Source organism: Methylotuvimicrobium sp. KM2 (assembly GCF_038051925.1).
Classification (GTDB): domain Bacteria; phylum Pseudomonadota; class Gammaproteobacteria; order Methylococcales; family Methylomonadaceae; genus Methylotuvimicrobium.
In genome coordinates this window covers 2,095,981-2,118,234 of the sequence record NZ_CP150634.1, presented here as the reverse complement: position 1 = coordinate 2,118,234, position 22,254 = coordinate 2,095,981, and the positions used below count along the sequence as shown (strand labels likewise).

Annotated in this window: 15 protein-coding genes; 7 read left to right on the top strand and 8 right to left on the bottom strand. The window is 48.2% G+C overall.

Translation table 11 applies throughout. The annotated features are described in order from the left end of the window. Positions 1–439: 439 nt before the first annotated feature. The 7 genes from WJM45_RS08980 to urtA form a co-directional block, all read right to left on the bottom strand. On the bottom strand, positions 440–832 hold the full coding sequence (locus WJM45_RS08980) for an FmdB family zinc ribbon protein (protein ID WP_341328609.1): 393 nt from the start codon (positions 830–832) through the stop codon (positions 440–442). A 180-nt stretch (positions 833–1,012) separates the two neighbouring features. Next, positions 1,013–2,242, bottom strand: coding sequence for a formamidase (gene fmdA / locus WJM45_RS08975; protein WP_341328608.1), 1,230 nt, complete (start codon positions 2,240–2,242; stop codon positions 1,013–1,015). A 201-nt stretch (positions 2,243–2,443) separates the two neighbouring features. Further along, on the bottom strand, positions 2,444–3,133 hold the full coding sequence (gene urtE / locus WJM45_RS08970) for an urea ABC transporter ATP-binding subunit UrtE (protein WP_017839899.1): 690 nt from the start codon (positions 3,131–3,133) through the stop codon (positions 2,444–2,446). A gap of 24 nt (positions 3,134–3,157) precedes the next feature. Continuing rightward, entirely contained in the window at positions 3,158–3,907 is a 750-nt protein-coding gene (urtD, locus tag WJM45_RS08965) for an urea ABC transporter ATP-binding protein UrtD (protein WP_341328607.1), read from the bottom strand. After that, the gene (gene urtC, locus WJM45_RS08960) at positions 3,897–5,168 is read right to left on the bottom strand and encodes an urea ABC transporter permease subunit UrtC (RefSeq protein ID WP_341328606.1); all 1,272 of its coding nucleotides are present in this window, start codon (positions 5,166–5,168) and stop codon (positions 3,897–3,899) included. The genes urtD and urtC overlap by 11 nt, the downstream gene beginning before the upstream one ends. A 13-nt stretch (positions 5,169–5,181) precedes the next feature. Further along, positions 5,182–6,108 (bottom strand): urea ABC transporter permease subunit UrtB, encoded by a 927-nt coding sequence (gene urtB / locus WJM45_RS08955; protein WP_341328605.1) that lies wholly within the window; start codon positions 6,106–6,108, stop codon positions 5,182–5,184. 107 nt (positions 6,109–6,215) lie between these two features. Beyond that, positions 6,216–7,496 (bottom strand): urea ABC transporter substrate-binding protein, encoded by a 1,281-nt coding sequence (gene urtA, locus WJM45_RS08950; RefSeq protein WP_341328604.1) that lies wholly within the window; start codon positions 7,494–7,496, stop codon positions 6,216–6,218. 335 nt (positions 7,497–7,831) lie between these two features. Here urtA and WJM45_RS08945 point away from each other — a divergent pair, with 335 nt between their 5' ends. Next, positions 7,832–11,230, top strand: a complete 3,399-nt coding sequence (locus tag WJM45_RS08945) for an ATP-binding protein (RefSeq protein ID WP_341328603.1) — start codon at positions 7,832–7,834, stop codon at positions 11,228–11,230. Then, positions 11,227–12,144, top strand: coding sequence for a response regulator transcription factor (locus tag WJM45_RS08940; protein ID WP_341328602.1), 918 nt, complete (start codon positions 11,227–11,229; stop codon positions 12,142–12,144). The genes WJM45_RS08945 and WJM45_RS08940 overlap by 4 nt, the downstream gene beginning before the upstream one ends. A 682-nt stretch (positions 12,145–12,826) precedes the next feature. Here WJM45_RS08940 and WJM45_RS08935 read toward each other — a convergent pair. Next, a complete protein-coding gene (locus WJM45_RS08935; protein WP_341328601.1) occupies positions 12,827–13,000 on the bottom strand; it encodes a hypothetical protein in 174 nt (57 codons plus the stop codon). A gap of 136 nt (positions 13,001–13,136) precedes the next feature. On the opposite strand from WJM45_RS08935, the gene WJM45_RS08930 reads away from it, so the two are divergent. The 5 genes from WJM45_RS08930 to mtaB all read left to right on the top strand — a co-directional run bounded on the left by WJM45_RS08930 (position 13,137) and on the right by mtaB (position 22,176). Beyond that, positions 13,137–13,904, top strand: coding sequence for a hypothetical protein (locus WJM45_RS08930; RefSeq protein WP_341328600.1), 768 nt, complete (start codon positions 13,137–13,139; stop codon positions 13,902–13,904). Positions 13,905–14,245: 341 nt separating this feature from the next. After that, the gene (locus WJM45_RS08925; protein ID WP_341328599.1) at positions 14,246–17,647 is read left to right on the top strand and encodes an ATP-binding protein; all 3,402 of its coding nucleotides are present in this window, start codon (positions 14,246–14,248) and stop codon (positions 17,645–17,647) included. Between the two features lie 396 nt (positions 17,648–18,043). Next, positions 18,044–18,994, top strand: coding sequence for a response regulator (locus WJM45_RS08920; RefSeq protein ID WP_341328598.1), 951 nt, complete (start codon positions 18,044–18,046; stop codon positions 18,992–18,994). Positions 18,995–19,660: 666 nt separating this feature from the next. After that, on the top strand, positions 19,661–20,890 hold the full coding sequence (locus WJM45_RS08915) for a nucleoside recognition domain-containing protein (protein ID WP_341328597.1): 1,230 nt from the start codon (positions 19,661–19,663) through the stop codon (positions 20,888–20,890). Further along, complete coding sequence (mtaB, locus tag WJM45_RS08910; protein ID WP_341328596.1) at positions 20,890–22,176, top strand: tRNA (N(6)-L-threonylcarbamoyladenosine(37)-C(2))-methylthiotransferase MtaB; 1,287 nt, start codon at positions 20,890–20,892, stop codon at positions 22,174–22,176. The genes WJM45_RS08915 and mtaB overlap by 1 nt, the downstream gene beginning before the upstream one ends. Positions 22,177–22,254 lie beyond the last annotated feature (78 nt).

Below are 22,254 nucleotides of genomic sequence, written 5' to 3'. Positions count from 1 at the left end.
GCGGGGCAGATTTTTGCCCCTCGGCAATTGCTCCTGCATTGCTCTATAACTTTCGCACTTGAAATTTCGGCAGTTCCGGAGGAGGCCTCGGGGTGCTCGATTAAGGCTTTGCCAGCATGGAGCTGGCATAGAGCTTACATGGACGTATTAACGGCAACCTGCCAAGCGAGTTACCGAATCCTCAACAAAGCTCATAATTGCAGAATGTTATTTATCAGGAAATCCTTAGCCAACATGACCTCGATACAGTTTCTTATAACCCAATTCTGTCGACTTCGAAATCGCGATCAGGGGATCGCTCCCACAGAGAGGCGAGGCTCTGTGGGAGTGACGCCTTCGTGGCCCCTCATCTAACGCTAGGTTAGGTAAAGCCGCTCACGACCAAGCGCTCTTTGCGTGGAAGCGCTGAAAAATCGGGAAATTATTTGCGACTATATACTTAATGACTAATCATCCAAGGCCGTTGCGAAGGAAAGACTTTACTTCCGTCTTGCATCAATATCACTTGCTGTCTCAAACTGCTGCGATCGGGATGCTTCAGAAACGACCCTTTGTTGCTACTGCACCCGCAATTCTTTGTGTGCTTGTGTTCGAGTATTTGATCCTCCCGGCTATCTACCGTCGAGAAAGCCGGTTCGTGACGCGACTTTTCGTTGATACTCATCGCTTTACGTTTGTCCGGCGCCATTGCAAGCACCTCGGGCGGTATCATGATGATCCGCGGACTCGAGGTTTGGCAGTGCGGACAAGCCTGGGGAGCGCTGCTTTCTTCGAACGTTGCTAAGTCGTGGAAAATGCCGTGTTTCGGGCATTTATAGTCATAGAGCGGCATCGCTATTCTCCTAAGTTAATATACCTTTCGCACTTCAAATTTCTGCAGAGCCTAAGGAGGCATCGGGGTGCTCGGCAAAGGCTTTGCCAGCATGGATGCTGGCATAGAGCCTACATGGATGTATTCACGGCGTCCTTTGGCGGGCACCCCGGTGCCGAATTTTGATCTGCGATGAGTATATTACAGATCGGGTGACAACGGCACGTCGACATCGCCGGACAACTCCTTTTTCGGCTCTTCCGAATTCGGCTTGACGTTGAATTCGAAGATATCGGTCGGCAACCAAAGCGTCGCGCAGGCATTCGGAATATCCACGACGCCGCTGATGTGCCCTTGGACCGGCGCGGTACCTAAAATGGCATAAGCTTGGGCTTTCGAATAACCGAATTTTGTCAAATATTCGATCGCATTCAAACAAGCCTGACGATAAGCGATATGCACATCGAGATAATGTTGCTTGCCGGACTCGTCGACCGAAATGCCTTCGAAGATTAAATAGTCGTCATACTGGGGTTTGATCGGACTCGGCTTGAAAATCGGGTTTTTGATTCCATATTTTTTCATACCGTCTTTGATCAAACTGACACGCAGATGCGTCCAACCGGCCATTTCTATCGCACCGCAAAATGTGATTTCGCCGTCGCCTTGACTAAAATGCAAGTCTCCCAAGCTTAGACCGGCATTCTTCACATAAACCGGAAAGTAGACCGTCGAACCCCGAGATAAATCTTTAATATCGCAGTTTCCGCCATGCTCGCGCGGTGGCACCGTTCGCGCAGCTTCGGCCGCTGCCGCCTTTCCAGCATCGCCGCTCATACGTCCCATATGAGCCGTATCGGCATAAGGCAGTGTCGCCAAGGGCGGAACCCGGTCCGGCTCCGTGTCGTAAAGGGCTTTTTCCCGCGTATTCCATTCATCCAACATTTCTTTAGACGGCAGTGTGCCGATCAATCCGGGATGAATCAAGCCGGCAAACTCGACGCCGGGAACATGACGAGACTTGGTAAACATACCGTTGAAATCCCAAATCGATTTTTGCGCCTCGGGAAAATGTTCGGTCAAAAAGCCGCCGCCGTTCTTTTTTGAAAAAAAACCGTTAAACCCCCACTGACTGTTTTCAAATGCCCCGATATCGAGAATGTCGACGACCAGTAAGTCCCCGGGCTCCGCACCTTCCACACCGACCGGCCCGGACAAAAAATGCACTTTCGACAAATCGACGTCGCGCACATCATCGGCACTGTCGTTGTTGTGAATTTGTCCGCCGGTCCAATCGTAGGATTCGATGATGAAATCGTCACCCGGCTTAACCATCGCCACCATCGGTATGTCCGGGTGCCAGCGGTTATGTATCATGTCGTTTTCATAAGGTGATTTACTTAAATCGATTTTGATAATGGTTTCAGCCATAGCCTTTCTCCTGACAAAGTTTTAATGATTAATACTCAGTAATTATTCAGCGCATGCGGTAGGTTGGTGTCAGGCATTGATTTCTAAGGACGCGTGAATACATCCCTGTAAGCTCTGACTGCAACGTCCTGTTGCAGACAGCCTTATAAATCAATGCCTGACACCTTCTCATAAATAACTTATACTGAATAGTTACAATACTCATACCGATAAATAAGCCGCCACCTTGGCTTCATTGAGCGTTGCCCGCTCTTCCTGATGAACGATTTCCCCCTTTTCGAGGACGATGATGCGGTCGGCGATTTCAAGCGCAAAACTCAACACTTGCTCCGACACGACAATCGATAAACCGCGCGTATCCCTTATTTTTTTTAACGTCCGAGCCATTTCGCGAATGATCGAAGGTTGAATGCCTTCGGTCGGTTCATCCAACAGCAATAACTTCGGCTTGCTGGCCAATGCCCTGGCGATTGCCAATTGCTGCTGCTGTCCTCCGGATAAATTTCCACCTCGGCGATTTCGCATCTCTTCGAGGACCGGAAATAACTCGTAGAGATCGTTAGGAACGATCTTTTCCCCGGTACTAGTCAAACCGGTTTCAATATTTTCTTTGACCGTCATCGTCGAAAAAATCATTCGCCCTTGCGGTACGAAACCCAGACCTTTAGAAACCCGCTGATGGCTTTTGAGTAACGTCAAGTCGACGTCGTCAAGTTGAACCTCGCCCTTTGCGGTAGGGATCATTCCGATCAACGATTTCATCAATGTAGACTTGCCCATGCCGTTGCGCCCCATCACGGCTACGATTTCTTTCGGCTTGACATCGAAATTCAATCCGTGCAGCACTTCGCTTTGCCCATATGCCACATGATAATCTTTAACGCTCAGCATTTTGTTTTCTCCTGATTCGACCGATTAATGACCGAGATAGACTTCGATGACTTTGGGATCGTTTTTGACTCGCTCCATCGAACCTTCGGACAGCACCTTGCCTTGGTGCATAACGGTAACCCGATGAGCGATGTCTTCGACAAACTGCATATCGTGCTCGATGACGATTACCGAGCGTCCTTGAGTAATCCGGTTCAACAGCTCGGCGGTTTTTTTGCGCTCCGCAACCGACATGCCGGCGACCGGTTCGTCCAGCATCAATAAATCCGGTTTTTGAATCAACAACATGCCGATCTCAAGCCATTGCTTTTGTCCGTGGCTCAACAAGCCGGCCGGTTTATCGAGATCGTTCTGCAAAAAAATGATTTCAGCTGTGTTTTCGACTTCTTCGATCACTTCTCGGTCGCGCTTGAACATTAACGAGCCGAACACGGACCGTCCTCGTGGATATGAAATTTCAAGATTTTCAAACACACTCAAATCGTCGTATATCGAAGGATTCTGAAATTTTCGTCCGACACCGTGATGGACGATTTGATGCTCTTTCATCCGCGTCAACTCTTCCCCGCGAAATTTGATCGACCCGGAGGTGGCTTGAGTTCGTCCGCAAATCAAATCGAGTACCGTGGTTTTTCCTGCGCCGTTGGGTCCGATGATGACGCGTATTTCCCCCTCGTCGACGTAGAATGACAAGTCATTGACCGCCTTGAAACCGTCGAAAGATACCGTCAACCCTTCGACGGCTAAAACGAAATCTTCGTGCTTAGTCGACATAGACACCTCCTTCGAGCTTTTCATCGGTCCGTGGAGCCACCGTGACGGCCGTTTCGGGTTTCGCTAAAGATTTTGAGAGACCTATATTTTCCTCGGAGCCCAAAGCATTAGCATGCGCAATCTCTATTGGCGAATCCGTCGCTATGATCGGTGCTTTCGAATCTATCGTTTTGCCGCTATACCAAGCAGGCAATTTCGGCTCGATGTAGCGTTTGAATAGACTGGCCAAGCCATTCGGAAATGCCATCACGACCGCTATGAACAGCGCTCCCATCGCAAACAGCCAAAGCTCGGGAAATGTCTCGGAAAATATCGTTTTGGCCCAATTCACCAACAAAGTTCCGTAAACTGCGCCAAGCAAGGAAAGCCGACCGCCCACCGCGCAATAAATCACCATTTCGATCGATGGAACGATGCCGACGAAAGAAGGCGACATAAAGCCGACCTGCAGCGTGAACATCTCGCCGCCGATCGCAGAAAACATCGCGCTCAGACAAAAAACGAATATTTTGAAGTTGGCTACGTCGTAACCGGAAAACCGGACTCTGTCCTCTCGATCGCGCATCGCGACCAGAATACGTCCCAGTTTTTTATAACGGATAAATTGCGAAAGTAACAAACATATAAAAAGAGCGGCCGAACAGACATAATACAAAATCACTTTGGCGGAATCGGAACGAATGTCCCAACCTAACAACGTGCGTAAATCGGTAATTCCGTTGACTCCGCCCGTATAGCCTTGTTGGCCGATAATCAAAATGGTCATGATCGCCGCGATGGCTTGAGTGATGATCGCGAAATAAACCCCGCCGACCCGGCGCTTGAACATCGCCACGCCTATGATGAATGCAAACAGCGTCGGCAATAGAACGATCGCCGACAACGCAAAGGGAAGTTGCCGAAAAGGCTCCCACCACCATGGCAATTCGGTGATCTGATTCCAGTCCATGAAATCGGGTATGCCGGGAGTGGATTGAATTTTGGTCGACTCGGGATCGCTGGCTTCCAATTTGAGAAACATAGCCATGCAATATCCGCCCAAGCCGAAAAATACTCCCTGCCCCAAACTCAAAATGCCGCCGTATCCCCAACACAAAACCAAGCCGAGTGCGACAAAGGCATACGTCAGATATTTACCGATCAAATTCAATCGAAATACATCCAAAGACAGCGGGATAATCGCTAATAGGATGACCGCCAACATGACATAGCCAAGCACTTCCTGCCTTGACATAAATCGAATATTGCTCCGTTGCCGCATAGGAAACTCCTCCTTATTGACGAATTTTTAGCGCAAACAACCCTTGAGGACGCAGCATCAGTATGCCGACCACAATCAAAAGCGTGATGACCTTGGCCATGGAACCGCTCAAGAAAAATTCCAAAGTCGATTGCGATTGTGAAATCGTAAACGCGGAGGCGATCGTGCCGATAAGGCTCTGCGCACCGCCGAATACGACGACTAGAAAGGTATCGACAATATAGAGTTGACCCGAAGTCGGCCCTGTCGAACCGATCATCGTGAACGCGCTGCCCGCGATACCGGCGATGCCGCAACCGATACCGAACGTGTAACGGTCGACCTTCCCCGTATCGATGCCGACCGCTCCTGCCATGGATCTGTTCTGAACGACGGCCCGTACTTGCTTGCCCCAGAGCGAACGGAACATCAAAAAATAAACGCCCGCCGCAATAAATAAAGTCAAAACCATCACGAAGATGCCATTGATCGGTACCTCTATCGTTTCGGTCATGGCATACGACCCCATCATCCATTCCGGAAGAGTCACGCCGACTTCTCGCGCGCCGAAAACGGTACGGTATGATTGCTGAAGAATCAAACTGAGCCCCCAAGTCGCCAACAAGGTATCGAGAGGCCGCTTGAATAGAAACCGGATCATACCCCACTCAACCAACACGCCCAGCGCGAAACACACTAAGAAAGCCAAAGCCATCGCCACAAAAAAGTAGCCGTCAAATAAAGCCGGCAGATAGGTTTCAAAAATATGGGATGTTAAATAGGTTGTATAGGCGCCCAAAATCATGAATTCGCCATGGGCCATATTGATGACACCCATCTGACCGAAAATGATCGCCAATCCCAATGCCATGAGCACCAAAACCGAAAATAAAATCAAACCGGCAAAACCCTGCATGAATAAAATATCTGTCAGTTCCACCATTGAATATTCTTCAAACATGACTCGATCCTCTTTGCTAACGGTCGGACTTTTTTAAATTACCTCTCTCCCTCATATTCCGGGAGAGAGGTTTCAAACATTGACTGCGCGTGCCGGAGTCAATAGTTTTATTGATAACCTACCGGGAAAGGGTTCGGTTCGATCAATTCCTCGCTTTCATAGACAACTTTATATTGACCGTCTTTTTGCGCTAAACCGACTCTAGTCTTGGACCACAAGTGATGATTTTCATGAATGCGAACGTAGCCTTCCGGTGCGGTCGTCAACTCGATACCCGGCGATGCGGCACGAACTTTATCGATATCGAACGAGCCGGCTTTTTCGACGGCAGCTTTCCATAACCAGGGGCCCAAGTAGGCTGCTTGAGTGACGTCGCCTATCACGATGTCTTGTCCCCATTTGTCTTTGAATGCTTGCACGAATGCTTGATTGTTCGGATTATCGAGGCTTTGAAAATATTTCATCGCGGCATAAGCCCCTTCGATATTTTCACCGCCGATACCCAAAATTTCGTCTTCGGTCACCGAAATCGTCAACAAAAGCGGTTTTTCTTTAGTCAAGTCGATACCGGCCGCTTTGAGCTGCTTATAGAAGGCAACATTGGAACCGCCAACCACGATGGCATAGATCACATCCGGCTTTTTCAACTTGATTTTATTGATCACCGAATTGAATTGCGTGTGCCCTAACGGATAATATTCTTCGCCGACAACTTTTAATCCCAGTTTTTCAATATGCTTTCTGGCGATCTTATTGGAGGTACGGGGCCAGATATAATCCGAACCCAGCAAGTAAAAAGTTTTTGCGCCTTTTTCCTTGACCACCCAATCGATACCGGCGATGATTTGTTGCGTCGCTTCCTGGCCGGTATAGATTACGTTGGGAGATTGTTCGAGCCCTTCATAGAAAGTCGGGTAATACAACATGCCGTTATATTGCTCGAAAACAGGTAAAACGGCCTTGCGCGAGGCCGAAGTCCAACACCCGAACACGGAAGCGACTTTGTCGTTGACCAATAATTTTTTCGATTTTTCGGCGAAAGTCGGCCAATCGCTGGCGCCGTCCTCTTGAATGTATTCGATCTTGCGGCCGAGTACGCCGCCCATGGCGTTAATCTGATCGATCGCCAGCTTTTCCGCTTGCACCGATCCGGTTTCGCTAATAGCCATCGTACCGGTAACAGAGTGCAAAATACCGACCGTAACCGTATCGTCGGTCACAGCCAATCCTGTTGTATTGACTTCACTTGTCGAGGGGATGGCCCAACTAAGGGAGGAAGATGCCAATATCAGACCCAGCGGAAAAGCGATCAATGTTTTAATAAAACTCCGGCGCTTGAATACCGGAGAATTATCCCGGCTCCCATTTTCATAATTAAAGATACACATGTTTAAGCTCTCCAAATTAAATTTTGTTTGGTTCGCTGACAGTGTCCGGCAAAGCGCTTCGTTTAACCATTAGGCGGATGCTCACCCGCGTTACGTCATTTGACGTATGCCCTTCTCTATAGCTAGCTGTTAACCTTTCACCATAATCCTCATAACATGCTGATTTATTATTATTTTTTTAACATATAACAAGCCACTCCAACTAGTGTATTTCGTTATGAATTCAATAGATTTAAAATCGATTTATTTAAATAACGACTCAAATTCGAGAGGAATACTTTTCAGCAACCCAACACCCATTGGCATTGATCGATTCAAGCCATGAGCTTTGTTGCATGAACGGCCAACAAAAAATCTTTCGAGTACGGCGCAATTACAACCGGTGGGTCGCCAATCAAACGCTCGAAGATTATGCGCTCCGCTTTACCGCTAAAAAATCCAGGAAATGGTCCGAATGGCAAGTATCGTTGACTGCGCTGGGCGGGATCTCGTTTCTCGCGCTCGAAGCGATCGGCGGCACCTTGACCTTGACCTACGGATTCGTCAACGCTGTATCGGCCGTTTTAACCGTCGGTGCGATCATTTTTTTAACCGGTTTACCGATCAGCTATCACGCCGCCAAACTGGGCACGGACATCGATCTTCTAACCCGCGGAGCGGGATTCGGCTATATCGGATCCACGGTCACTTCATTGATTTATGCGTCGTTCACGTTCATATTTTTTGCACTGGAAGCCACCATACTCTCAATGGCGCTGGAGCTCACGCTAAACATCCCATTATCTATCGGTTATCTTATTAGCTCGTTGGTCGTGATCCCCCTAGTCACGCATGGCATTACGCTAATCAGCCGGTTTCAAGTATGGACTCACCCGCTTTGGATCGCGCTTCAAATCATTCCTCTGTTCTGCATAGCTCTTAAATCCGACGATGCTGTTGCACTTTGGACGGGTTATACGCCAAAAACGGCGACAGAAGGCTTTGATCTAGTTGCTTTCGGATCGGCATCCGTCGTTGCGTTTTCTTTGATTGCTCAAGTCGGCGAACAAGTCGACTTTCTCAGATTTCTGCCCGAAAAAAGCAACCGAAACAAGCTTACCTGGTGGGCCGCTTTGATTTCCGCCGGCCCCGGCTGGATTTTCCCCGGAATGGCTAAGATCCTCATCGGATCGTTTCTTGCCGTTTTGGCTATCGAGCACGGCATCGGCTTTGAGCAAGCTTCGGACCCGAATCACATGTATCTGACCGCATTCGGCTATTTGACCTCATCCCCGGAACTGCCGCTGTTATTGACCGGCATCTTTGTCATATTCTCGCAACTGAAAATCAATGTGACGAATGCCTATGCCGGGTCCATCGCATGGTCTAATTTTTTTTCCAGAACGACTCAAAATCATCCCGGACGCGTGGTTTGGTTGGTTTTCAACGTCGTCATCGCACTGATGTTGATGGAACTAGGAATTTATCATGCCCTTAAAGAAATTCTTGGCTTGTTTGCAATCATCGCAATTGCTTGGGTCGGTTCATTGGCAGCCGATTTGACTATCAATCTCCCTCTTGGCCTAAGGCCCCGAAAAATGGAATTCAAAAGGGCTCATTTATACGATATCAACCCGGTCGGTATCGGTTCTATGCTGACGGACTCTTTGATTGGTTTGATCGCTTATAGCGGCTTATTTGGTATTAACTTTCAGGCCATGTCGCCTTATCTCACATTAGCCCTTACTTTTTTTTGTACGCCCTTGATTGCTTGGTTGACGAATGGACGTTATTACATCGCCAGGGATCCGGAGAATGCCGGCAAAAATCCCGACCAGGTTTGTTGTATTTGCGAACATCACTTCGAGCCGGAAGATATGTCGCTCTGTCCGGCCTATGCCGGAGCAATCTGCTCGCTATGCTGCTCGCTCGACAGCCGGTGTCACGATATGTGTAAAACCAATGCCGGCATGGCGGATCAAATTTCCTCGGCATTGAACAAAATCATGCCGGACGCTTGGAGCGGAATCGTCACGGCTAGGTTAGGAAACTTTTTCGGCTTGTTTGTACTTACCGGCATTTTGATGTCCTCCTTGCTTGCGCTGATTTATTTCCAGATCACGTCGGACGAAACTATCGATAAAGCCGTGATCACCAATGCCCTAATCAATATTTTCTTCATCTTGTTGATTATTTCAGGCGTCGTATCGTGGATGTTTTCCCTGCTTCATGAAAGTAGAAAACTGGCTCTGGAGGAATCCCGCAATCAAACCGATCTGTTGATTGCTGAAATCGAGGCCCATCAAATGACCGATCTTAAGCTGCAGCAAGCGAAAGAGGTGGCGGAAGCCGCGAATCAAGCAAAGAGCCGTTATCTGACCGGTATTAGCCACGAATTGAGGTCTCCGCTCAATGCGATACTCGGCTATGCTCAACTACTGGAGAAAGATCAAGCCATCCCCGATAACCGGAGAGACGCATTGTCGGTCATTCGACGCAGCAGCGAACATTTGGCGGACATTATCGAAGGCCTCTTGGATATTTCCAGAATAGAAGCCGGCCGGCTACAAATCTCTAAGAACGATGTCGACTTTATCGCGATGCTCGATCAAATCGTCAATATGTTTAAGGTTCAGTCTACTACCAAAGGTATTCGATTCGTGCACGAACAGTTGACACCTTTACCGAAAACCATTCGAACCGATGAAAAACGCTTACGCCAAATATTGATCAATTTGATTTCGAACGCCGTTAAATATACGCATCAGGGCGAAGTATATTTTTCGGTATCCTATCGCAACCAAGTCGCCATATTTTCGGTAAAGGACACCGGAGAAGGCATCGAACCGGAAAATATTGAAAAAATCTTTCAACCTTTCGAAAGAATTCGAAAAGCCGGAGTGCCTTACATTTCCGGCACAGGCCTTGGCCTGACGATTACGCGGTTCTTGACCGATATCATGGGTGGCGAGATCACCGTAAAAAGCAGTCCCAATCAAGGCAGTCTTTTCAAAGTTTCTTTAATGCTTTCCAGTGTTAACGCTATTAAGGCACCGCACAGTCTACCTGCCGCCATACCCAGCGGCTATCAAGGCATCGAGCAGACGATTTTCATCGTTGACGACGATCCCAGTCATCGCGGCTTGTTGACTGACATGCTGTCTCCTCTGGGATTCAACGTGTTTCAAACCCAAGACGGGGTAACTTGCCTGGATATGTTGCAATATTGCAAAAAAAAGCCCCAACTTTTTTTATTGGATATAGCCATGCCCGGCATGAGCGGTTGGGAATTGGCCGGTCGCATTCGAAGCCAAATTCCATCGGCAACCGTAATCATGGTTTCCGCTAATGCCCATCAACCGAATTCGATATTCGCGGAACACCTACCCTACGATGCCTATCTCGTCAAACCGATAAAATTGACCCATATGATGGATCTGATCCAAAAATATTTGCCGATTCGTTGGGTCTACAGCACCGGCGACTCTTTTTCCGATGAAGGGAAAATACCTCCTCCCTTAGCGAGTGAAAGCGATTCAGAAATAACATTGCTACCCTACCGAATGCTCGATCGATCGGATCGAGAAACAATCATCCAGTTAGCTAAAATCGGCTATATGAATGAATTACTCAGATTCTTGAAAGACTTGGAAAAAGATCGAAAAGTAGAAAAGGAACATGCCGCTCGTCTTACCAACCTCGCCAAAAATTACCGATTCGATGAACTCGTTACTTGCCTTGAAGAAATGTTATGAATCCGACACGCCCGTTAGAATTGAAAAAAGATGTCGTACTGGTCGTCGACGATTCGCCGGACACGCTGAGCATGCTGAACGACACATTGGATAGAGCGGGATTTGCCGTCTTAGTTGCGCTGGAAGGTTCGCAAGCACTAACAATCCTTAATAATATCAATCCCGACATTATCTTGTTGGATGCACTCATGCCCAACATGGACGGCTTCGAGACCTGCAAAAAACTTAAACAACATCGCAATTCGGCCGATATTCCCGTTGTTTTCATGACCGGATTGTCGGACTCTGAAAGCATCGTTAAAGGATTGGAAGCCGGCGGAGTCGATTACGTCACGAAACCGGTAAAAGGAGAGGAGCTCATCGCAAGAATGCGGGTTCATTTGGCAAATGCCAGATTAACAAAAAGCGCCCGCGCCGCATTGGATTCAGCCGGACAATATTTATTTTCGATCGATTCTAACGGCCGTTTGCTTTGGGCCACTCCACAAGCCGTGCAATTATTCTCGGACTCCGGTTTGAATACCGAACAGCTCGATGAATCGTTGATAAAACCGCTCAGACTTATGCTATCGCCTCAATACAACAGAGAAAAAGGGCAAACGGTAAATCTGGAAACAAAATCTCTCGAAATGAAATATATCGGTCAAACCGGTAACAAAGAACATCTGATTCGAATCGTTGATTCGGAAAGCGCAACTGAAGAGGAAATATTACGAGCCAACCTTTTTTTAACGGAGCGTGAATCCGAAGTACTGCTTTGGATAGCCAAAGGTAAAACCAACCGTGAGATTGGATCGATCCTAGAAATGAGCCCTCGCACAGTCAACAAACATCTGGAGCAAGTATTTAAAAAATTGAACGTGGAAAACCGCACCAGCGCCGCAGTGATGGCATTGAAATATCTGAAATCGTGATGCCGATGTGAAGAATTTAAGTATTTAGGATACGGTAAAAAATAACTTCCCTAAATAGTACGCACGCCTTGCGCACATCCCAAAAAGAGGCCCGGTTACCATTCTTATCGGACGTCATCAATCAAAAAAAGTACCCTGACCCTGAGGTATCCCCACATAACACTCGTTCCCATGCTCTGCGCTCTTCGTTATACACAAATATCGATAAACTTGCTAAACAGAGGGCATCGTATACCTGGAAACGATGCTGTTTGATAAATCTGCGGATATTGGATATCAGTGGCTCCGAGATCGCGATCTGGGGATCGCTCCCACAGAGCATCCGACCCCTTGTGGGAGCGACGCCTTCTTCGTCCCTCACCTAACGCTAGGTGAGGGAAAGTCGGGAACGCTGGGCGACAAAAAATGGTATCGAGGCCTCATTAGCTAAGATTGCAAAACGGTAATTTTTGACTTTTGTATAACGATTTCTGGTTCCCACGGTCCTCCGTGGGAACCCATACCTTGTCAGCCGAGACAAGATCGGTATGCATTCCCACGCTGGAGCGATGGGAACGAGGAATTATAGCAAATTGTTTTATTTGGCTATTTCGTGGGGATACCTCAGAACCTGACCCCTTTTAATTACCTTTTAATTTAACCTATCAGGTAAATGACGTATATCGAAAAACCGGTAGACGCTCTAAAGTGCTTCTGGCTTTATTAAACACACGCGCAGTGTACCGGCCAATACCGAAACGAAAGTATACTTTTTGCGTGTCGATATGCCGAATGACTCGGTACTAAAATCGCTGATAAACAAATCGGTAATCAAGCGATCGAATTCGATTTGGCATCGCTGTTGCTTAATTTTCATTGATCGCACCCATTTTCGTTTTTGGCTTACCTCTCCCCTGAACTTTCCCTAAGAGAGGGAAAGCGATTACGCCGAAATTTGAAGTGCGAAAGGCATAAAGAAACAGATTTTTATTTTTATCAATCACAGGATAACCATGATCGAACCGTTGCATCACCTAAAATCAAGCGTTTTCATATTTCTTTCGGTTATCGCGACAACCTTAACCGGATGCACGATAGGGCCCGATATGAAACGAGCGCCGATCGATGCCGCTTCGGTAAAGCGAATCTTTTTCGAAATCGATATCGAAGCGGCCGGCTATCAAGCCGATGACACGGCAAAGCATGAAATGGCCGACTCAATCGCAAATCATTTAAATGAATGGGGTTATACCATCGGCATTGATGCCGATAAACCCGCCGACCATCGGATGCAGGCAACGATTGAAGCCGTCAAGCACGGTAGCACCCCGACCGGTTTTTCATTTACTGCCGGAAATTCCGACCCGCGTGCGGTAAATTTTCAAAAAGCGGAAATCGTGCCGATCACCTGTAAACTAATCTCGATCGAGAACAGTAACGAGTCGGCGGACTATACGATGGAATTTATCGCAAAACCGCTTTCAGGGGGTGAAAAACGTTCGCGATTGATCGACCAAGTGAGCACCGTTTGCCTGAATTTGTTGAAATCGCTCAAGTTTCAACCGGAAGAACGTGCGGATACGCTTCAAGCGATCAGTCCGAGCTGGGCTCCGGATGTTTTAATCGAAACCGTTGAAGAGCCGGAAACGCAAACCGAACCGGGCAAGCCCGAGCCCTCCGAGTCAAATGACATTACAATCGAAAAGAAAGTCTATAAACAAATTACGATCCATAACCAAGGTTCGCCCGTTATTTTAAAACTCGGTCATGAAAGAAAATAAATCGGAATTATCGCGCTCGTTAAATTTCCGATTTTTAAAAGTTTACCTCTCTACTTTCCCTTCCCTTTCGGGGAGGGAGCATGATGACAATGTTCGATATGCACATGGTATAGGAAAACCTTGCTCCGCTCACTGTCCTTTTTCCGCAGCACTAATAATGTGCGCTTTTTCGTCATTCGCACCATATCGATACACGCCGCTGCCGTTATTCGACACATACGCACCGATCGGGTGCCGGTCACCCTGAAAACAGTTTATTACAATTACGGCATATAAATTGCCGAAATTATGAATTGTTCAATGACTTGCTTTCAAAGCCGAAACCTCATGCCTGATTATCAATGAGCGCCCCGATTCATCAGAACATCTCGAAAATTCGCCGCGACTACAACGCCTGGGTTGTTAATGAATCTTTGGAAGATTACGCTCTGCGTTTTGCGCCGCGTAGTTTCCGCAAATGGTCCGAATTCCAAGTGGCCAATACGGCCTTCGGGTCGACTTCGTTTCTGGTTTTGGAAGCCATCGGCGGTTTTCTGTCGATCAATTACGGATTTACCAACGCGTTCTGGGCAATTTTAGTGGTTGGCCTAGTCATCTTTATCACGGGCTTTCCTATTAGCTATTATGCCGCCAGGTATAACATTGATATCGACTTGCTCACTCGCAGCGCCGGTTTCGGCTATATCGGTTCGACCGTTACCTCGTTGATCTATGCCTCGTTTACCTTTACGCTTTTTGCACTCGAAGCCTCGATCATGTCGCTCGCGCTCGAACTCTATTTTCAAATCCCGATCGCACTGGCCCACGTCATTAGCGCGGTGATCGTAATGCCGCTGGTCGCTTTCGGAATCACGACGATCAGTCGGCTGCAACTATGGACTCAGCCGATCTGGCTGATTTTGTTGATCGCGCCTTATATCGCCGTTTACCGGCACGAACCTGAAGCGTTACTAACACTCAAAACCTATTTTTGGATCGCCGGCAGCGGACGCGATTTCGACTGGTTGCTGTTCGGCAGCGCCGCGACGGTGGCATTTTCGATGATCGCTCAAATCGGCGAACAAGTGGACTTTCTGCGCTTCATGCCCGAAAAAACTCGGAAGAACCGCTTTCGTTGGTGGTTCGGCACCATTGCCGCCGGCCCCGGTTGGGTATTATTCGGAATGCTCAGACAATTAGGCGGCGCCCTACTCGCACATCTCGCATTGCGAAACGGCATCGCTGCCGAGCACGCGCACGAACCCACTCAAATGTATTTAATCGCTTATAACGACCTATTCGGCAATCCGGCAATTGCACTGGCCGTCACGACGCTATTTGTCGTCATCTGCCAAATAAAGATTAACGTAACCAATGCCTATGCCGGCTCGCTCGCTTGGTCGAATTTTTTTTCGCGCGTGACGCACAGTCATCCTGGACGCGTCGTTTGGTTAGTATTCAATGTCTCGATCGCGTTATTGTTGATGGAGTTCGGTGTTTTCGGCGCTTTGGAAAAAGTGTTGGGTTTGTTTTCCAACATCTCGATCGCTTGGATCAGCGCGGTTGCCGCCGAATTGACGATCAATAAGCCGTTGGGCCTCAGTCCCAAAATCGTCGAATTCAAGCGCGCCTACCTGCCCGACCTCAATCCGGTCGGCATTATCGCAACCTTATGCGCGTCGATCGTTTCAATACTGGCCTACCTTGGCGCATTCGGCGATTATCCGCGCGCTTTCTCGGCGTTTATTTCGCTTGGTTTAGCTTTTATTCTTGTTCCTCTCATCGCTGTCGTTGCCGGACCGAAACAATATCTGGCCCGCGACCGGGACGAAAACAACAAAGCGTCTCATCAACACTGCAGCATTTGCGGTAACTCATTCGAGCAGGAAGACGTCGCCTATTGTCCCGCTTATCAAGGCAGTATTTGTTCGTTGTGCTGCACGCTTGAGGCGCGTTGCCTGGATGCTTGCAAACCCGGAGCACGACTCGACGATTATTTAGAAATAGTAGCCCGGCGCTTCATGCCGAAAACATTATCGCTACAAACTCGTTTGCGATTGCTGCGTTTTGGCCTGCTGTTTTTGTTTCTAACGGTATTGACCAGTATTTTTGTCGGAATTATTTATTATCAGGATTTGTTGACCGCTCAGCCTTATTTGCCTGCTTTTCGACTGCTATTGGAAAATTTCGTCAAGATTTATGCGTCGCTGTTGGTTTTTATCGGTTTGTGTACCTGGTGGCTGATTTTGAACGATGAGAGCCGCCGCGTTGCCCATGAAGAAACGGCTAAACAAACGCAATTATTATTGATGGAAATCGAGGAACATAAAAAGACCGACGTAAAATTAGCTCAAGCCTTAAGAATGGCCGACGCTGCCAATAGCGCGAAAAGCCGTTTTTTGAGCAACATGAGCCACGAAATCAGAACGCCGCTGAATAGCATCATCGGCTACGCCTATATCCTTCATAAAGACCCGGAGATACCCGAACGCCGCCGACAAGCGGTCGCAACATTGAAACGCAGCGGCGAACATCTATCATCGCTGGTCGAAGATATTCTCGATATTGCGAGTATCGAGGCGCGTAAATTCGAAATTAAATCGGCGCCGTTTCATTTTCCGGCTTTTATCGATCATTTGGTGCGAGTCTACAAACCCCAGGCCGAATCGAAAGGTTTATCGTTTTGCTGCCAGTTCACCCATTCCCTGCCCCAGCGAATTCGCGGCGATGAAAAACGGGTTGGGCAAATTCTGATGAATTTGCTCAGTAACGCCGTCAAGTTCACGGAAACGGGAGGCATCATCTTTCGCATCGGTTACAGCGGCGAGGTCGCCAACTTTCAAATTATCGACACCGGAAAAGGCATCGAGCCGAAACAATTGCAAAACATCTTCCAACCCTTCACGCGAATACACGACAGTAGCGGCAATGCCGTTTCAGGCAGCGGACTCGGGCTTACGATAAGCAAAATTTTCGCCGAAATCATGGGTGGAGAACTGTCGGTCACGAGCGAGCCCGGCCGGGGCTCGGCATTCACGGTGCGCCTATTTTTACCGAATCAAGGCGCGACGCCGGAAGCCGTCAGAGACACTGACGTCCAAGGCTACTCGGGACACCGTAAACGCTTGCTCGTCGTCGACGACCAGGCCGAACACCGCGATTTAATCATCTCGATTCTGGAACCCCTCGGTTTCGCCATGGACGAAGCCGAATCCGGAAGAGTCTGTATCGACATCGTTTCGGACAATCCTCCCGACCTCATTCTACTCGATCTTTCGATGCCGGATATCGACGGTTTAGCAACTGCTACAAAGCTGCGCGAGAAAGGTTTTAAAAACCCCATCGTTGTACTGAGCGCTAACGCCTATTTAACGGACCGAATCGCGGCAATCAACGCAGGCTGCAACGATTTTCTCTCGAAGCCGGTAAAAATTCGCGAGTTATTATTCAAACTTGGTCTGCATCTCTCGCTGGAATGGATTCCGCACCATGATGACACGCATGTTTTGAATCAATCGGCAGATAATACGATCGTATTCCCCCCGAAACAAGTAATCGACGAACTCGCCGGATTCGTTCGAATCGGCGATTTAACTGGATTGAAGACTCGATTAGACCCTTTGACTTCGGAATATGAGCTATTCGTCGCCAAAATAAAGAAATTGGCCTACGAATTTCAAATCGGGGAAATCAAAAAAATGTTGTTATCGAGTAATGATGTTGAAATTACACGAGTGAAGGCCGATCCTATCTATAAGATTTGAACTAGCGATTTTGAATATTCAGCCTTTATCCTAAAATTCAGCAGTTCAACCATGAAGCACATGAAGTTCCTGAAGAATTTAAATATATACCTAAGCGTTCTCGCTAACTTCTTGGGTGGTAATTATTCACATCCCTCCCTTATCGTTCCCACGCTCCAGCGTTGTAATGAAGACCGAGACGCTGGAGCGGTACTCAGGCGTTCCCACGCAGAGCGTGGGAACGATAATTGCCAGGGGACTGAATATTTACCTTGGGTGCGTGAATGATCCATACAAAATCATAGCAAGTTATTGAATTAAATTGATATTATTTCTATTCTTCATGGTGAAATGCTTTTTTAGGTTTATGGGCCTGCTTTTAACATTTATCAAAATGGCTTGGAATTAATTTTAACTATGATCACGGCAAATCATTCCGATAATAAGGGCACAGTATTGATCATCGACGATACGCCCGGTAATTTGGCGTTTTTATCCGACACGCTCTCGGAAGCCGGATATCGGGTATTAGTCGCCACAGACGGGCTTTCCGCGCTTGAGCAAATCGACTTTTTGCCTCCCGATATCATTTTACTCGATGTCGTCATGCCGGGAATCGATGGTTTCGAAACCTGTCGAAAAATAAAGAGCAACCCTGCAACATCCGACATTCCAATTTTGTTCATGACTGGCTTAAGCGAATTGGATAATCTATTAAGAGGCTTCGAAGAAGGCGGCTTGGACTATATCGTCAAACCGATCAAACCGAACGAAGTATTGGCACGAGTCGAAGTCCATCTGACTCAAACCAGAAAGATCCTACGCGCCAAAACCGCGTTAAAGCACGCCCCTTTCGCCGCTTTAACTGTGGATAGTTCCGGACGTATTACTTGGTTAACGCCATCCGCGGAAAAGTTGTTGAATCAATTAACCGAAAAACTTGAATCAGGCCCGCAAATCGAAATCGGCGCACTCCCTCCGAAACCGATTTCGGAATGGCTTCGAGAACAACTTCAGGCCGATCATATAGGCCGGAAATTACCTTCGGAAATAGATCACACACTCGGAGACTTATCGATCAAACTGTCTCGAAGCGCCAATTCCCATGAATTTCTCCTCTTATTACAAAATCGAGTAGACCCGCGAGAATGGGATCTTGAGTCGCTGAAAAACTCCTTAGGCCTTACCTTGAGAGAGGCGGAAATATTAATGTGGATTTCTCGCGGCAAAACCAACAAAGAAATCGGCATCATCCTCGGCAGCAGTCCACGCACCGTCAACAAGCATTTGGAGCATATTTTCGAAAAACTCGGCGTTGTCACGCGAGCCGCCGCCGTAGCCATGGTCATGCAAAAAGCTAAAGAATGAGCACGAAATAAATTGCTACTTTTATACTCAAAATATGACTAAGGAACGAGCATGAAATAACTTCGACAAATGCTGAAAGGGGGTTCGGTGGCTCGATTGACAGGCGTCGGCGGCAGGGCAGATTTTTGCTCCTGCAAAATCTGCATTCATGCCATCCATGGCAATCTGATAGCCGCCGTCGAGCCTACATGGATGTATTCACCCAGCACCTAACGCTAGATGAGGGATCGGACACTCCGGCGCCTCCTCAGGCACTGCCGAAATGTTAAGTGCGAAAGGTTTATTCTGCGGACAAAATCGCAGTTAAAAACGGTAACGTCTGAAACAATTGTAACCGCTATCTTTTTTGATTTTAGGCTTTGAACTTAAATATCGCAGTAAAAGATAGTCAATTTTCGATTGACCCCCACTTTAGGGCTGCCTGGAGGCAGCCCTCTTTTTCCCGATTTATCTCAATTAAAATTAGCTCAAACATACGTTCCTCAATTCATCTGTGTCTTTTTGACTTCCGATTGCGGTATTAACGTAAGACGGCACCAGGATAGTCGATCGATTTTTGCTCCTGCATTTCCTTACGTCGCACCTCCGCTTTATCGCTAATCGGTACATGCTATACTTCGGTATTTTTAATGTCCTCCGAACCTCGCGATAACACCATCGCCGATCATGCTGAACATCATCTGGATTTTCTTTTTTTTGAGCGCCTTCATGACGGCCGTCATCAAACTGATCGTTATGGGCGACTATCAGATTTTCGAGCGCATCATGTCTTCGATGTTCGAGCTTTCCAAAACGGCTTTTGAAATATCGTTAGGTTTGACCGGCGTATTAAGCTTATGGCTCGGTATCATGCGTATCGGCGAACGTAGCGGCTTCATACTCTTACTAACACGCGGCTTGACGCCGCTGTTCACGCGCCTGATGCCTGAAGTACCGAAAAACCATCCGGCCTTGGGCGCGATGGTGATGAATATCGCCGCGAACATGCTCGGTCTCGACAATGCCGCTACACCGCTCGGCATCAAGGCAATGAAGGAACTGCAGACCTTGAATCCTACCCCGAATAGCGCGAGTAACGCGCAAATTTTGTTCCTAGTCATCAACACTTCGGCGGTCACTTTGTTTCCGGTGACGATTTTTACGTACCGCGCACAATTGGGTGCCGCTAATCCGACCGATGTCTTCATTCCTATCCTAATTGCCACTTATTTTTCAACCGTGGCAGGCTTGATTACTGTCGCGGCGGTTCAGAAAATCAACTTGTTCGATCGAGTCGTTGCATTATATCTTGGCGGCTTCAGTATATTGATTGCTACCGTGGTCGGATATTTTTACCGGCTACCTAAGGAACAAATGCTCGAACAGTCCGCACTGATCAGCAACATCATTCTATTCACGTTGGTCATCGTATTTATCTGCGGTGCAATATATCGGCGAATCGACGCATACGAAGCCTTTATCGAAGGCGCGAAAGAAGGCTTTCAGACCGCAATCGGCATCATTCCATACCTAGTCGCGATGCTGGTCGGCATCGGCGTATTTCGCGCGAGCGGCGCGTTGGATTTGATCGCTGAAGGGGTTAGAGCACTGGTCAAAATGCTGTCTTGGGATGACCGTTTCATCGACGCCTTACCGACCGCATTGATCAAACCGTTCAGCGGCAGCGGCGCGCGGGCTATGATGATCGATACGATGCAAACACTCGGCGCCGACTCATTCGCGGGACGTCTTGCCGCTATCGTGCAAGGCAGCACCGAAACGACCTTTTATGTTTTAGCCGTGTATTTCGGCGCGGTCGGCATCAAAAATATTCGCCATGCGGCCGCTTGTGGGATAATAGCGGACTTTTTCGGTATCTTAGCCGCCATACTCATTACCTATTGGTTTTTTGGATAATGTACGTACATCTTAAAACATTGGGCTGCCGTCTCAATGAAGCCGAGCTCGAAACTTGGGCTCAGGCCTTCCAACAACAAGGCCATCAAATCACTCGCCAAGCCGAGAACGCGAATCTGATCGTGATTAATTCATGCGCGGTCACGCAAGATGCGGCACGTAAATCGCGCCAACTGATACGGCGTATACACAGAACCAATCCGGCAGCGAAACTGGTCGTCAGCGGCTGTTACGCCACACTCAACCGCGAAGAAGCCGAACAATTGATGGGCGTCGATCTCGTCGTGGGCAATCAAGACAAAGATAGTTTGGTCGCCAAAACCCTGACCGAACTGAACATGGACAGCATGCCGGCCATGTCGACCGAACCCGGCGAAGTCTCATTATTCAGCCGAGGCCGACAACGTGCGTTTATCAAAGTACAAGACGGCTGCCGTTATCGCTGCACGTTCTGTATCGTAACGGTCGCTCGCGGCGAGGAAAAAAGCCGACCGATACGAGAAATCGTCGACGAAATCAATGCGCTACACAGCCAAGGCATCAATGAAGCCGTCATCACCGGCGTGCATCTCGGCGGTTACGGATCCGACACCGATCAGAGTCTGTCCGACCTGATCAGAGCAATTCTTAGCGATACCGATATTCCGAGACTTAGGCTGGGTTCTCTGGAGCCTTGGGAGTTGCCGAACGATTTTGTCGAGCTTTTCGATAATCCTCGTTTGATGCCGCATCTGCATCTCCCGCTGCAAAGCGGTTCGGATTCGGTGCTACGACGCATGGCCAGACGCTGCAAAACCGAAGAGTTCAGTGAAATCGTGACCGGCTTGAGAGCTGCGATTCCGCACTTCAATATCACGACCGACATCATCGTCGGTTTCCCGGGCGAAACTGAACAAGAATGGCGTGAAAGCTTCGGTTTCATCGAAAACACCGGTTTCGGTCATATTCATATTTTCGCCTATTCGCGCCGCGAAGGCACGAAAGCCGCTACGCTAGCGAATCAAATCCCGGAAACGATCAAAAAACAACGCAGCCGAGAGCTACATGAATTGGCGGAAACGATGAAGCGCCAATGTCAATCGGAAAACATCGGGCGAACAACGCCGGTGCTATGGGAAAGCCAAACCGAATCCCTCGACAATGGTAAACATCGGATTTTCGGTTATACGCCGAATTATCTGCGCGTCGGCTGTGAGGTCGACGAACCCGAAGCGATAGAAAACCGAATTATCGATGCGAAGCTAATGGCGACCGATCAGAATCATTTAGTTGCGACACTGGTTTAGGGTGAGTATTCAGTCCCACGGCCATTCTCGTTCCCATGCTCTGCGTGGAAATGCCTGAGTACCGCTCCAGCGGTACGA

Bases quoted from the DNA above. Each gene is read 5' to 3' on its own strand.
- WJM45_RS08920 (WP_341328598.1), top strand. From the start codon at position 18,044: ATGATCACGGCAAATCATTCCGATAATAAGGGCACAGTATTGATCATC.
- urtD (WP_341328607.1), bottom strand. From the start codon at position 3,907: ATGTCGACTAAGCACGAAGATTTCGTTTTAGCCGTCGAAGGGTTGACG.
- WJM45_RS08915 (WP_341328597.1), top strand. From the start codon at position 19,661: ATGCTGAACATCATCTGGATTTTCTTTTTTTTGAGCGCCTTCATGACG.
- urtA (WP_341328604.1), bottom strand. From the start codon at position 7,496: ATGTGTATCTTTAATTATGAAAATGGGAGCCGGGATAATTCTCCGGTA.
- fmdA (WP_341328608.1), bottom strand. From the start codon at position 2,242: ATGGCTGAAACCATTATCAAAATCGATTTAAGTAAATCACCTTATGAA.
- urtE (WP_017839899.1), bottom strand. From the start codon at position 3,133: ATGCTGAGCGTTAAAGATTATCATGTGGCATATGGGCAAAGCGAAGTG.
- WJM45_RS08945 (WP_341328603.1), top strand. From the start codon at position 7,832: ATGAACGGCCAACAAAAAATCTTTCGAGTACGGCGCAATTACAACCGG.
- WJM45_RS08940 (WP_341328602.1), top strand. From the start codon at position 11,227: ATGAATCCGACACGCCCGTTAGAATTGAAAAAAGATGTCGTACTGGTC.
- urtC (WP_341328606.1), bottom strand. From the start codon at position 5,168: ATGCGGCAACGGAGCAATATTCGATTTATGTCAAGGCAGGAAGTGCTT.
- WJM45_RS08930 (WP_341328600.1), top strand. From the start codon at position 13,137: ATGATCGAACCGTTGCATCACCTAAAATCAAGCGTTTTCATATTTCTT.
- WJM45_RS08935 (WP_341328601.1), bottom strand. From the start codon at position 13,000: ATGAAAATTAAGCAACAGCGATGCCAAATCGAATTCGATCGCTTGATT.
- urtB (WP_341328605.1), bottom strand. From the start codon at position 6,108: ATGTTTGAAGAATATTCAATGGTGGAACTGACAGATATTTTATTCATG.
- WJM45_RS08980 (WP_341328609.1), bottom strand. From the start codon at position 832: ATGCCGCTCTATGACTATAAATGCCCGAAACACGGCATTTTCCACGAC.
- mtaB (WP_341328596.1), top strand. From the start codon at position 20,890: ATGTACGTACATCTTAAAACATTGGGCTGCCGTCTCAATGAAGCCGAG.
- WJM45_RS08925 (WP_341328599.1), top strand. From the start codon at position 14,246: ATGAGCGCCCCGATTCATCAGAACATCTCGAAAATTCGCCGCGACTAC.